At 56.6% G+C, this 12,362-nt stretch carries 13 protein-coding genes and 1 pseudogene; 10 read left to right on the top strand and 4 right to left on the bottom strand.

Going from position 1 to position 12,362, the window contains the following annotated elements; translation table 11 throughout:
- The first annotated feature begins 33 nt into the window (after positions 1–33).
- From M0974_RS23595 to M0974_RS23560, 8 genes and pseudogenes are all read left to right on the top strand, one after another.
- A complete protein-coding gene (locus tag M0974_RS23595; RefSeq protein WP_297842608.1) occupies positions 34–732 on the top strand; it encodes a pirin family protein in 699 nt (232 codons plus the stop codon).
- A 2-nt stretch (positions 733–734) separates the two neighbouring features.
- Positions 735–1,601: an SDR family NAD(P)-dependent oxidoreductase gene (locus tag M0974_RS23590; RefSeq protein WP_297842605.1), complete on the top strand. Its 867-nt coding sequence runs from the start codon at positions 735–737 to the stop codon at positions 1,599–1,601.
- Positions 1,602–1,823: 222 nt separating this feature from the next.
- Complete coding sequence (locus M0974_RS23585; RefSeq protein WP_297842602.1) at positions 1,824–2,393, top strand: TetR/AcrR family transcriptional regulator; 570 nt, start codon at positions 1,824–1,826, stop codon at positions 2,391–2,393.
- A 56-nt stretch (positions 2,394–2,449) separates the two neighbouring features.
- The gene (locus M0974_RS23580) at positions 2,450–3,295 is read left to right on the top strand and encodes an SDR family NAD(P)-dependent oxidoreductase (protein ID WP_297842599.1); all 846 of its coding nucleotides are present in this window, start codon (positions 2,450–2,452) and stop codon (positions 3,293–3,295) included.
- A 62-nt stretch (positions 3,296–3,357) separates the two neighbouring features.
- On the top strand, positions 3,358–4,215 hold the full coding sequence (locus M0974_RS23575) for an SDR family NAD(P)-dependent oxidoreductase (RefSeq protein ID WP_297842596.1): 858 nt from the start codon (positions 3,358–3,360) through the stop codon (positions 4,213–4,215).
- Positions 4,216–4,220: 5 nt separating this feature from the next.
- Positions 4,221–4,916 carry an epimerase gene (locus tag M0974_RS23570; RefSeq protein WP_297842593.1) on the top strand — a complete coding sequence of 232 codons (696 nt, stop codon included), beginning with the start codon at positions 4,221–4,223 and terminating at the stop codon, positions 4,914–4,916.
- 66 nt (positions 4,917–4,982) lie between these two features.
- Positions 4,983–5,069 (top strand): annotated as a pseudogene (locus M0974_RS23565) (recombinase family protein); the annotation flags it as partial.
- 102 nt (positions 5,070–5,171) lie between these two features.
- The gene (locus M0974_RS23560) at positions 5,172–5,417 is read left to right on the top strand and encodes a LysR family transcriptional regulator (RefSeq protein ID WP_297842647.1); all 246 of its coding nucleotides are present in this window, start codon (positions 5,172–5,174) and stop codon (positions 5,415–5,417) included.
- A 10-nt stretch (positions 5,418–5,427) separates the two neighbouring features.
- On the opposite strand, the gene M0974_RS23555 is transcribed toward M0974_RS23560, so the two are convergent.
- Genes M0974_RS23555 through M0974_RS23545 form a run of 3 tightly spaced genes read right to left on the bottom strand, consistent with a single transcriptional unit; the run spans position 5,428 to position 8,414 of the window.
- The gene (locus M0974_RS23555; RefSeq protein WP_297842591.1) at positions 5,428–6,273 is read right to left on the bottom strand and encodes an SDR family NAD(P)-dependent oxidoreductase; all 846 of its coding nucleotides are present in this window, start codon (positions 6,271–6,273) and stop codon (positions 5,428–5,430) included.
- Complete coding sequence (locus M0974_RS23550; RefSeq protein ID WP_297842587.1) at positions 6,254–7,663, bottom strand: SRPBCC family protein; 1,410 nt, start codon at positions 7,661–7,663, stop codon at positions 6,254–6,256. The genes M0974_RS23555 and M0974_RS23550 overlap by 20 nt, the downstream gene beginning before the upstream one ends.
- 10 nt (positions 7,664–7,673) lie before the next feature.
- On the bottom strand, positions 7,674–8,414 hold the full coding sequence (locus tag M0974_RS23545) for an SDR family NAD(P)-dependent oxidoreductase (RefSeq protein ID WP_297842584.1): 741 nt from the start codon (positions 8,412–8,414) through the stop codon (positions 7,674–7,676).
- A 140-nt stretch (positions 8,415–8,554) separates the two neighbouring features.
- Here M0974_RS23545 and M0974_RS23540 point away from each other — a divergent pair, with 140 nt between their 5' ends.
- Positions 8,555–9,577, top strand: a complete 1,023-nt coding sequence (locus M0974_RS23540) for an AraC family transcriptional regulator (protein ID WP_297842581.1) — start codon at positions 8,555–8,557, stop codon at positions 9,575–9,577.
- A gap of 64 nt (positions 9,578–9,641) precedes the next feature.
- Here M0974_RS23540 and M0974_RS23535 read toward each other — a convergent pair whose 3' ends face one another.
- Entirely contained in the window at positions 9,642–10,721 is a 1,080-nt protein-coding gene (locus M0974_RS23535; protein WP_297842579.1) for an alkene reductase, read from the bottom strand.
- A gap of 156 nt (positions 10,722–10,877) precedes the next feature.
- Between M0974_RS23535 and M0974_RS23530 the strand changes: the two genes are divergently transcribed.
- Positions 10,878–11,804, top strand: a complete 927-nt coding sequence (locus M0974_RS23530) for a LysR family transcriptional regulator (protein ID WP_297842577.1) — start codon at positions 10,878–10,880, stop codon at positions 11,802–11,804.
- Positions 11,805–12,362: the final 558 nt, after the last annotated feature.

Raw genomic sequence — 12,362 nt, 5'->3', positions numbered from 1 at the left:
ACGCGGCAATCGGCCGCTTTTTCAGGAGCTGACATGTTAGAGCATCGATTCAAGGCCAACCTCGGTGGTGGCGACTATGGCTGGCTCAAGGCCAGGCATCATTTCAACGTAACTGCCGACGGCAATCCCGCTCACCGTCCGCTAGGGGCGCTTGTTGTCTGGAACGACGACGAGATTGCGCCTGGCACCGGTTTCCCGATGCACGGCCACGAAAGCATGGAGATCGTTACTTACGTATTGGAAGGCGCGGTGACCCATCGAGACAGTGTGGGTGGGCAAGGCCGCACTGAGGCCGGTGACGTGCAGGTAATGAGTGCTGGCGCCGGCGTTCGGCATGAAGAGCGCAACGCGGGGAGCGTTCCGTTGAGGCTCTTCCAGATCTGGTTGCGGCCGCGCGAAAGTGGCGGGAGTCCTGCTTGGGCATCGCGTCCTTTTCCAAAGTCTGATCGGTCAGGTCAATGGGCTGTGCTGGCCAGCGGGATGCCCGACGATGAAAACGCTTTGCCCATCCGCGCCGATGCACGTGTACTCGGGGCGACGCTCAAGGCCGGACAGCGCTTGAGCAATGAATGTTTGATCACTCGTCAGGGCTATCTGGTGCCGACGCTCGGCGCGGTGAACGTCAACGGCGAAAGGGTCGAAGCGGGGGACGGTATCGCCTTGACTCAGGAGATTTTGCTCATTATCGAAGCCATCGACGATACCGAAGTGGTACTGGTCGAGGTGTTTTGAGCATGAATACGATCATCATGACAGGTGGGACTTTTGGTCTAGGGGAAGCGACCGCGAAGCAGTTGAACGCTTCCCCCGACATCCAACTCATCATTGGCGGGCGAGAAACCCGCTTGCCACTGGAACTGGCGAGTCTGGACAGTATCAGGCAATTCGCGAGGCAAGTCCTCGACACGCTGAGCACGACGAAGATCAATGCGCTGGTACTCAATGCAGGGCTCAGCTTTCCTACTGCCGCTCGGTCAGTGGATGGTTATGAAACCACCTTTGCGGTCAATCACTTGGGCCACTATCTGCTTTTGCGTCTCCTTGCGCCGTCGCTGGCGCGTAACGCAATTGTGGTGATGACCACCAGTAATACCCATGACCCAATGTTCAGCCCGGTAGCCCCCTATCGATTTGTCGATGCGTACCAACTGGCGGATATGGACCTTGAAAAAGGGGCGTTTGGCAGCGTGACGTTCGAGTCCGGATTTCGCGCCTACGCCACCTCGAAGCTGTGCAATCTGTTGACGGCTCGTGCCTTCGCGGCTTCATCGGAGGCCAAGGCTCGGCGTTTGCGGGTTATCGCTTATAATCCGGGCTACATTCCTGGCACCGGGCTAGGGCGCAATTTGCCTGCGGAGGCGCTGCCGGAACCAGCCTTGGCATTAAACTCAGATGTCACAGAGACCATGCGTATGCAAGCTGGAGAAGTCCTGGCCGATCTTGCACTGGGGCGGATTGTTCCGCCAACAGGGCATCTGTATGCATCACTGGTCAGAGGTAAGCTGACGTGGCCTGAGCCATCCGAACTCGGTCTCCGTGAAGATGTTGCGCAGCAACTGTGGCGTGACAGCGCAGTGTTAACTGGCATGGGTTGTGATTAGTGCATCCTCTTTGAGAGTGCTAAGGAGTTCGACTGATACGACTTGGGCAATAACGCGGCTGAGCGACGTTCTCAGCCGCAATGAGACCAATACTCTCAGCATTTGATATTGGATTCGGTAGTGGCTTGCGATCCTAATTTCCCACCATTCGAAGACTTGTCTTGGCTCAAAAAAGGGAATATGGTTGAGTGATTACTCAATCTATTTCGTGAAAGACCCTATATGGCACGCCCTTTAAGCCCGGAAAAACGTAGCGCCCTTTTGCTATCTGCAATGCAGGCTGTTGCTGAGCAAGGTGTGATGGCCAGCACTTCAAGCATCGCACGGCGTGCAGGCGTAGCCGAGGGTACGCTGTTCACTTACTTCAAGAGCAAGGAGGTGTTGTTCCAGGAATTGTACCTCCACTTAAAGCGAAGTTTGGCAGGCGCCATGATGTCGGATTTTCCGGGCGAGGCCGATTACAGGCAGCGTATGCAGTATGTCTACCAGCGTTATGTCAGCTGGGGATTGAGCAATGCCATCGAGCGCGTCGTGGTCGCGCGGCTTTCGGCTTCGGGGCAGATATTGGACGACACTCGATCACAGGGTATGGAGCCGTTTCTGGCCGTGTCCCAGATGATGCGTGATGGGGTGCAGGACGGCGTACTGGTTGACGCCCCAATTAGCTTCATTTCGTCAGTGATAGAAAACATTTGCAACACAACGATTGAGCATGTCGAAAAGCTCCCAGAAGAGGCTGAACGCCACCGGCAACTGGGATTCCACGTTTTGTGGCGTGCGATTACAGCGTAAAAATTTAACCATTAATTGAGTGATTGATCGCTCAATACTGTAAGAGGCTTATCATCATGTCTGATCAGAAGTGGTTCATTACCGGTGCGTCGGGTGGCCTTGGGCTTGCACTCACAGAGAAAGTGCTGGCCCAAGGGCATCCTGTGGTTGCGGCGGTGCGTCGTATTGAAGCGATGCAGGAGTTGAAGCAGGCTTATCCTGATTTGCTCGAAGTGGAGTCAGTTGACTTGACCGACCGCGAACAGGTTCAGGCCGTCGCAGCGCGCCATCCCGATGTCGACGTGGTCGTCAATAACGCGGGGGGCGCGGTTATCGGCGCGGTGGAGGAAATGAGCGAGGCCGATATCGAACAGCAGATCGCACTGAATTTGCTGGCACCCATCTGTGTCACGCGTGCCTTCCTCGGCGCGTTGCGCGCAAAGAAACGCGGCACGTTCATCCATGTCAGCAGCGTCGGCGGACGTGCTGCCTTCCCGGGAGGCGCGCTGTACCACGCCGCGAAGTTCGGACTTGAAGGCTTTGTCGAAGCGGTGAGCCAAGAGGTTGCCGAGTTCGGCATCAAGACCATCATCATCGAACCTGGCTCCATCAAGACGGGCTTCGTGGCCAACATCCGCTGGACTCAGGAGCTCGAGGACTACAAGGCCAGCGCAGTCGGCAAGCTGCGCCGCTGGATCGAGGAAAACGGCGAGGAATACGCATCGGGTGACCCGGTGAAAATGGCCGACGCCATCTATACGGTTAGCCAGATGTCAGAGCCGCCTCTGCGTACTGTTCTCGGCGGGGATGCCTATGCGGTGCTGGAAGCCGGGTATACCCGGAGTCTCGCCGCTCTTCAGGCACAAAAGGGCATCGCCGAGTCCGTAATGTTCGAGGGCAAAACCGGCTTCACACCCGAGTAAGCAGGGCCCCACATTTCCTCCACCAAGGCGCCGATGTCGGCGCATATCAAAGGTTATAAATCATGTCTAAAGTCTGGTTGATTACCGGTGCGTCCCGAGGCTTGGGCCGCTCCATTCTCGAAGCGGCGTTGCAGGACGGCGGCAAGGTGCTGGCGACCGCCCGCGACACGACGCGATTTGCCGATTTGCAGGCGCGATACGGTGAGCGCCTGGTCACGTTCGAACTGGATGTCACGAATGAGCAGCAGGCAAAGGAGGCGGTATCCGAAGCGGTAAGCCGCTTCGACCGGCTGGACGTGCTGATCAACAATGCCGGCTTCGGCCATATTCAGCCTTTTGAGCACATTCCAGCGGAAGATTTTCGCGCGCAGATCGAGACCAATCTCTTCGGCGTGGTGAATCTTACGCACGCGGCCATTCCGGTGATGCGTGCTCAGGGCGGCGGGCACATTTTTCAGGTTTCGTCGGCAGGCGGTCGTATCAGCAGCCCGGGGCTTTCGGCCTATCAGGCGGCCAAGTGGGCTGTGGGCGGATTCAGCGATGTGGTAGGCAGGGAAGTAGCCCCTTTCGGGATTCAAGTCTGCACGCTGGAGCCCGGTGGCATGCGCACCGAGTGGGGGCACGAAGCTCGCTCAACGCTGGGGCAGCTTGATAACGATTACCAGGTGTCGATGGCCGACTTCAAGGCGCTGATCGACGCCTACGTCGGCCACGAAGTGGGCGACCCTGAACGCATTGCGAAACTGATTGTGGCGCTTGCTTCGCGTACCACACTGCCCGCGCGGCTGCTGCTCGGCTCGGACGCCTATCAAGCTGTCGAAGCCGAGGAAAAGGTGCGCAGCGAGACGATGCAGCGTTGGAAACCGGTCACCCTCGCTGCCGATTTTGACTCGGTATCACCCGAGTGGCCGTCGGAGTAAGGCGAGTGAAAATATTGATATTTGGTGCATCCGGCATGGTCGGGAGCGGCGTCCTGCGCGAATGTTTAGTCGCGCAGGATGTCGAGTCTGTTCGTTCGATCAGCCGAACACGTCTGGACGTTCAGCATGCCAAACTTGAACAGGTGATTAGCCCAGACTTCGCAACAGCCCCGCACACCTTGAGCGACGATGACTTGCGTGATGTTGATGCATGCTTTTTTTGCCTTGGCGTCTCGGCGGCTGGTTTGACGGAGGAGCAATATACGAACATGACTCTGCGCTTGACGCTGGCCGTTGCGAAGCGGCTTTGCACGCTCAACCCCGAAGCGACGTTCATTTACATTTCGGGCGCAGGTGCCGACAGCACCGAGCAAAGTTCAACGATGTGGGCTCGGGTGCGCGGCATGACGGAGAACGAGTTGCTTCGCCTTCCATTTAAACGAGTGCACGTACTGCGCCCCGGCGTTATCCAGCCGTTGCACGGAGCTACGTCAAAGACCAGGTCTTACCGAATATTCTACCGTCTGACCGGCCCACTCCTCACGATGGTGCGCCACGTCTTCCCTGAGAAGGTGCTAAGCACAGAGATAATCGGCCAGTCGATGCTCTCGATTATGCGATATGGCACAGCTGACGACGTGCTTGAGTCCGCGCAAATTTACCAATTAGCACGACGCGGAAAGTCCGGCCCTGGGGTTTGACTACAGGCTACCAAAGGCGGGAGGGAAGTCACCCAAGATGGTCACTTTTGTGGGGTGACACTACCTTCACCCGCAGGACGGATGGTTCTGACTGTCTTTGCTGGAGTCGCAGGTTTTGAACGCACGCTGCTCAATGAGCGAACCAGCTCAGGTATAAACCTGTTTTTTCAGTATGTGTGTCCCGGCACTTAACTACGTTGAATAAAGTTGAGAAAAATTAAAGTCCCCAAAACTACATTACTTGATCTTTATGCCGTGATGGCAGTTAGCACCTATCGAAGCTTCCGAAAAGCTGCCGACGAACTAAAGGTTTCGACCTCGGCACTGAGTCATGCTATTGCAGCCTTGCAGCCTCGGATAGGCGTTGGCTTGTTTAACCGTACCACTCGCAGCGTGTCGATTTCAGATGCAGGAAAGTCATTTCTTCAGCGTATAAGTCCCGCAATACAAGAAGATGTCTTTCGCAACTGTTTCCGGTGTGGCCACGCCAACCCCAGATGAGCTACTTTGGTCAAGACTGGGGATTAAAGGCTGTCATGCCCGCCTGCGCCTGTTTGCTGCGCAGGGCTATCGCGCCCGGCACCCAGGCATGGGGAAAGAGGTAGAAGCGATTTTCCTCCACGCCCTTTAAGGTGATTTCGGCGATTTCGCGTGCAGAAATCTTGCCGGCTTCCACGGCGCGTCTCACACGCTCCTCGTACTTCTGCTTCATTTCGCTGTCGGCGGCAGCGTCGGCGAATTCCGCCGGGCGATTGCGCTCCGCCTCGATGATGCCGGTCGGGAAAAAGGCGGGGGAGAGCACACTGACACCGACCGCGCTGTTGGCCATTTTCAGGTCATTGGCCAAGCTCTCCGAGAGCGCCACCACCGCCGCTTTAGTGGCGTTGTAAATGCCGCTGCCGGCCGAGTACATCCAGCCCGCCGCGGAGGCGACATTGACGATGTGTCCCTCGCCCTGGTTGAGCATGATCGGAGTGAAGGCTTTCACGCCCCAAGCGACGCCATAAAGATTGACGTTGGTTACCCATTGCCAATCGGAGACAGTGTTTTCCCAGATAGGGGCAGTGACGCCCACGCCGGCGTTGTTGAACAGCAGATGGACGCCACCGAAACTTTGCATAGCCAGTTGCGCCAGCGCGGCGACTTGCTCGAATTTGGATACGTCTACTTGCTGGGTGACGATGTAGATGCCAGGAAATTCCTGCTGGATCAAGGTGCGGGTGGTCTCTAGGTTTTTGGCTTCGACATCGGCCAGTACCAGCTTCATTCGACGTCGCGCGCAAGCCATCGCCAGTTCACGGCCCAGGCCTCCGCCAGCTCCAGTGATCACGCTGACCTTACCGTTCAAGTCTTTCATCTGTCGCCTCCTGATGGGCTGTGTCGACACGCCGTTTCAGCGCCTCGTTCATGCGTTGGTAGAGTCGTTTCGATTGGCTCAGGCGCTGCCAGAGTGCCGGCAGCAAGAGGCCGGAAAAACGCTCCCCATGGATGAAGCAGGTGGACCCATCGGCGTTCTCCCTAAGCTGAAAGAAATGCTCGCCGGCCACCGTGAAAGGATTGCCGCCACGCCAGGCGAAGCGGTGTGGCGCTTCGTCGCTGCTGATGCGTGCCTGGAAGGACGCCTTGCGTTCCTTGCTCAACTTGACCGCGAAGTGCACCTGCCCGCCCGGGCGGTGATCGATCCGCTGGATCTCCAGCATGGGGTTCCACTGCGCGTAGTGCTCGAAGTCGACGAGGCACTTCCACACCGCACTGGGCGCTGCATCGATCTCGATTTCGGTCCTGATCTGTCGCGAAAAGAGACTGTCGCGGCGAGTGCCCAGCGCTTTGTAGGCCTGTTTCTCGCGCAGGTGGTTGAGCAACCTGGCCTTCAAGTTCGGCTTGCTGAAGCCCAACAGGGCGTACAGTCGCGGCGAGCAGTAGAGCATCTCCACGGAAAAGCCGTGCGGGTCGTTGACGTAGACGCACTGCACCAGTCCCACCTGGCCCGCTGGTTTGCAGTTGGCAACGAAGCCAGCCACAAGCGCCTGTTCGAACAGTGTGGTGAACTCATCCTGGCTGTCGAAGCCGACGGCCAGGTTCATGATGCCGATATCGCTCAGTCGGTAACGGGGCGGCCAGGGCTTGGGGGCCGCCGCTTGGCGGATGTCCAGCCACATGTCGCCCTTGACCAGGCAGGCATGGGCGACGGTATCGTTATCTGGTTCAACCCTATCGTCGCCACACTGGAAACCCAACCCTTCGACAAAGGCCTCCACGCTGCGTGCGCAATCTGCGACAACCAGACCCAGGCCTGTCAGCTTGCACGGGAAGGGTAACCCTTGCAGTGAGCGGTCTTCGATCAGCTCGATGAGAATGCCGTCCGGGTCCCGGATAAAACGGCGATTGGCAACCTGACGTGTTTCTAGGGACAGGCCCAGAGATTGGGCGAGAGCCTCGAAACGCTCCAGCGAATCGACCCGCGCAAGAATGCGCCGATAACCGACGCGTTCGTCGTCCTCGGGGGAGAGGGGGGCCGAGACCGGCGACTCGAATTCGAACAGCTCTAACTGAAAGCACTCCCGGTCGTCGATCAACCAACTGACTCGCGACGCCACTCCGGCAAGGCCCTGTATCCGTTCGGCCTGCTTGCCGCGAAAAGACAGCGTGCCGAAAACATGCTTAAGGCCGAACAGTTTCTGGTAAAAACGCAGGGATGCGGTGGTGTCACGCACGCTCAGCGCGATCTGGCAGATATTGGTGGTCATGGTTGTTTGCTCAGAAGAGTTTGCTGATCAGCGCGGTAGGCATCAGTTGCAGCACAGGTCGTAGCAACAGCCAGGGATAGCCCGGAATTACTGCACGCTTGCGGCGTTGCAAAATGGCATCGGCGATCCGTTTGCCACCTTCCTCCAGCGGCAGCAGGAAGGGACGGCTCTTGAGCTTATTGTTCATCGGCGTATCGATATAACCCGGATAGATGACCGTCACTGTAAGGTTCTTGCCCTGCGATTCGGCACGCAGGGCCTCCATGTACACGCTGACGGCTGCCTTGCTTGCGCTGTAGGCGCCGCTGCCGGGCAGGCCGCGCCAGCTGGCAATCGAACTCATCGCCACGATCTGCCCATGCCCCTGGCTCTTGAACAGGGTGATTGCAGCGTCAATGGTCGCGCAGGCGCCGATTACATTGACTTCGAACAGTTGACGGGAATTGGCGAAATCAATGCGCCCTATGCGTCCGTCGCTACCCAACCCTGCGTTGGCCACGACGATATCGAGTTTGCCCAGTTCGGCGCTGGCGGTATTCAGCGTATCGCGTACCTGTTTGGCATCACTGACATCCAGCGGATAGACCAGGACCCGCACGCCGTGGCGTTCCTCCAGTTCGGACTTGATGGTTTGCAATACGTCGATTTGACGGGCAGCCAACGCCAGGTCATAGCCCCGACTGGCGAATTCGCTCGCCACCTGACGCCCCAAGCCTGAGGATGCGCCAGTGATGAAGACCGATTTGCTCATGACAGCTACCTCATTATTGTTTTTCTCCAGACGTATTAAGCCAAGCCTGCCCCTTCGAAGCGATGTTCGAACGTGTCAGATGATTGATAATTACGGCCAAAAACAGGTTAAATAGCCTTTTATACGAGGCGTGAATCACCATGAGCCTTTCCATGTTTCCTTGCGCCAGCCAGGCATCGATGTGCTTCTGCATCGCGCAAATGGACGCCTGGGGGTATTCGGTGCATGAGGTGCTGGCTGGTAGCGGATTAAGTGTTGACAGTTTTGCGCTGCCTGAATCAGTGCCCAACAGCCGCCAGGAACAGACGATCTACGAGAACATCCTGCGTCTTTATCGAGGCACGGCCGCTGGGCTGGACCTCGGTCGGCTGATCAACGTGAATAGCGTTGGTGTGCTGGGTGGACTGCTGGCAAATGCTATCGATCTTGGTCATGCCGGCTATTTGTCGCGACGTTTCTATCCGCTGTCCAATCCCTGGATCGTGCCCGAACTGATCGGTAGTCTCGCCGCGGGTCAGTCGACTGTCCGATACCGTCAGGTCGGCGGATTGCCTGCGCTGTACCGGTTTCTCATCGACCGCGATATCTTTGGCACGCGCCAGCTGCTACGTGACATCTTCGGCGTGGGTGCGGATGGTTATGTGCGCGCAGTGGCATTCGGTTATCCCGAGCCAGCGGATGCCGAGCGCTATCCGGTCGAGTTCGATTGCCCCGTGAGCTTCGGTCATGACTACACCTATGTGACCTACGACAATGAACTGGGCAGCCAGCGTAATGCACGGCGAAATCCGCACAGTTATCATCTTTATCTACGGCTGTGCCGCGAAGCCCAAGCGCAGCGTACGTCTTTGTCCTGGCAAAGCCGGGTGAACAGCATCCTGGCGTGCATCGACGTCTATCCAAACGCCGCCGCCATGGCCAAGAAGCTCAACTGCTCGGAGCGAAGTCTGCGGCGGCATCTGGGTGAGGAGGGTGTGCAGTATTCCGAACTGGTGGACAAGATACGGTTCGAACGGGCGATCTACCTGCTACATCACTCCGAGGACTCAATCAAAACCATCAGCTTCAAACTCTTCTTCAGCGAGCCGCCAGCTTTCGTTAGGGCGTTTTCACGGTGGAGTGGAACCACTCCTGGCGAGTTCAGGTCTGCAGTGGGGAAATGACTGGAAACGGCTAGCACCCTCCGTCCGAACCGGTCTATAAAGTCAAGCGATGTGTATGCCATCACTATCGGGATTCCGCCACGGTCAGATAGTCCGTATAACCGTGCTCTTCACCTTGGTAAAAAGTCGCAGGGTCTGCTTCGTTCAGAGCCTCGCCATGTTTGAATCGCTCCACTAAATCCGGGTTTGCCAGGAATGCGGTGCCAAACGACACCAGATCAGCATCGCCTAAGCTGAGCGCCGTTCCAGCTCGCTCTGCGTCATAGCCACCATTGGCGATATAGGTGCCACCGAAACGACGCTTCAGTTCTACAAAATCGAATTGCCCTGCACCGAGTTCCATCACGTGAATGTAGGCCAACCCATAGCGACTTAGCATCTTCGCCGCGTAATTGAAAGTCGCTTGGGGATCGCTGTCGCTCATGGAGAAATAATTGAAGATCGGCGACAGGCGAACACCTACGCGGCTGGCCCCGAAGACCTCGATGACCGACTCGACGACCTCCTTAAGAAATCGAGCGCGGTTCTCTACAGAACCGCCATAGGTATCGGTTCGGCTATTGGTGCCATCGCGTAGGAACTGGTCGATCAAATAACCGTTTGCACCGTGGATCTCAACTCCGTCGAATCCAGCACGTTTCGCGTTTTCAGCACCTTGTCGAAAATCAGCGATCACGCCAGGAATCTCATCGAGATCCAGAGCTCGTGGCAATTCGTAAGACTTCATTCCCTCAGGAGTGTAAATCTCACCATCCGCCTTGATGGCTGAAGGTGCGACTGGCAGTGCTCTATTGATCTGCACCAATGGATGTGAGAGTCGTCCGACATGCCAGAGTTGCAGGAATATACTTCCACCTTGTGCATGAACAGCGTCGGTCACTTCTTTCCAGCCCGCGATTTGCTCGGTGGTAAAAATGCCCGGCGTTCTCATATACCCTTTGCCTTGTGCCGAGACCTGAGAACCCTCGGTAATGATAAGGCCGGCACCGGCACGTTGCCGGTAATACTCAACCACGGTGGGGGTCGGAGCATCGCCTTCACCGGCCCGGCTTCGCGTCAAAGGCGCCATGACCATATGGTTTTTCAGAGGGAGGGTGCCGATTTGTGCAGGGGACAAAAGCAGGTCGAGATTGCTCGTGGTCATGATGTATCTCTGTAGGTTGAGGACTAATAGTTCGGGATTGGTGGGGTGTTTAGCGGGGAGTCGTATCGACGCCTGAAAGATATGCGTCTTCTCATTACTTTATTAGAGGGTACAATTGGATTGCACTAATCCATTTTACGAAGGTGTGGCGATAAGATGCTTGATCTGAACGACGTCGCCTTATTTGTACAAGTGGTGCGCAACGGCAGCTTTGCCGAAGCGGCGCGTCAACTTGGAATGCCCTCCAACACCTTAAGCAGGCGCGTTCAACAACTCGAGGCTCAGCTCGGCACGCGGCTACTGCAGCGCTCCACGCGCAAGCTCACACTTACCCATTCAGGTCAGGCTTTTCATGACCGGTGCTTTGGCGCGGTAGAAGGCCTGATTGATGCCGGACAGCAGTTAATGACGGGAAGCCAGGAGCCGAGTGGCACCGTGCGCATTGCGGCGATGGCTGATTTCTTCGACTTTTTCCCGATGGAATGGGTGGCCGATTTTCTAGCTGTGCATCCACAGGTGCAGCTTGACTTTGTATTGAGTGATTCACGTGCCGATTTGATCGCTGATCGAATCGACATCGCGTTTCGAGGCGGCACTTTGCAGGACTCAGGATACGTCGGTCGACAACTCATTGAAGCAGGTAATGAAGGTTTGGTCGCCAGTCCTAAGTACCTGAGTAAACGAGGTGTGCCCACTACGCTAGAGGATCTGGTCAATCACGACTGTGTGAGTTTCGGTCATCCTAGCGGCGTTACCACGTGGCGTCTTAATGGGCCAAACGGTGTTGAGGAAGACGTGCAGATTACCAGCCGTTTCAATGGCAACACCGCTCAGGTTTTGCGTAAGGCCACGTTGGCTGGGTTGGGCATCGCGCTGCTGCCGCCCACCATAACTAAATTCGATCTTCAGGCTGGCCGCCTTGTGCCTGTCCTACCGAACTACCATCGCACTGGTTACGGCTTGCATGTGCTTTATCCTAGTCGGCAACATCTGCCGTTGGCGGTATCAGCATTCATTGGATTGGTGATGGAGAAACTCAAAGAGGAAGTATTCCCAGCGAGGGTTTTACTTCAGCAGGTTTGATATGGCACTTTTGCTTATGAACATCATAGAACAGGGCTATTATCAGTCCTGATCTCGTACCGATAACGCCGTTAAAAGGTAAGCGTCCGGGCATCTCGTGCGATGGTGAGAACTCTCCCCGTACACTTTAGGGCTGTTTGCGGTCAGGCAGAGCGGCCTCACAAACGGAAGGAGTTGGATGAGGACAGGATGCCGTTGGTTTTGAAGGCCGCAGGAGGAGGGTAGTACCGGTACGGTACGGGTGGGGCTCTTTTAAGGGATGCTGCGGATGCGCCTTGCTGGGCTTGACTAAGATATACAGAAGGTTTCCCAGCCGCTGAGTCTATGCCAAAAATTGGGCGGTCTGCGGTGAATTGGAGCGTATCTTGGCGGCTCTGATCAGAGCACGAGTGTTGAAACCCGGATTGGAAACCAACGGCTTTGAAGGTGCAAGGGTTTGCTCTTAAGCGCTAGCATGGCTCGCGAGGCGCTCGGGTGTTATGAGGATGCGCTGAACCGGTGCCCTAAGGTGTAAGCCTGCTTGCTGATGAAACGGGTGGATCGATAGGATTAGCAGCT

This window comes from Pseudomonas sp. (assembly GCF_026224925.1).
Taxonomy (GTDB): Bacteria; Pseudomonadota; Gammaproteobacteria; order Pseudomonadales; family Pseudomonadaceae; genus Aquipseudomonas.
Note: the sequence above shows the minus strand (reverse complement) of the source record. Positions and strands in the feature narration are given on the sequence as shown.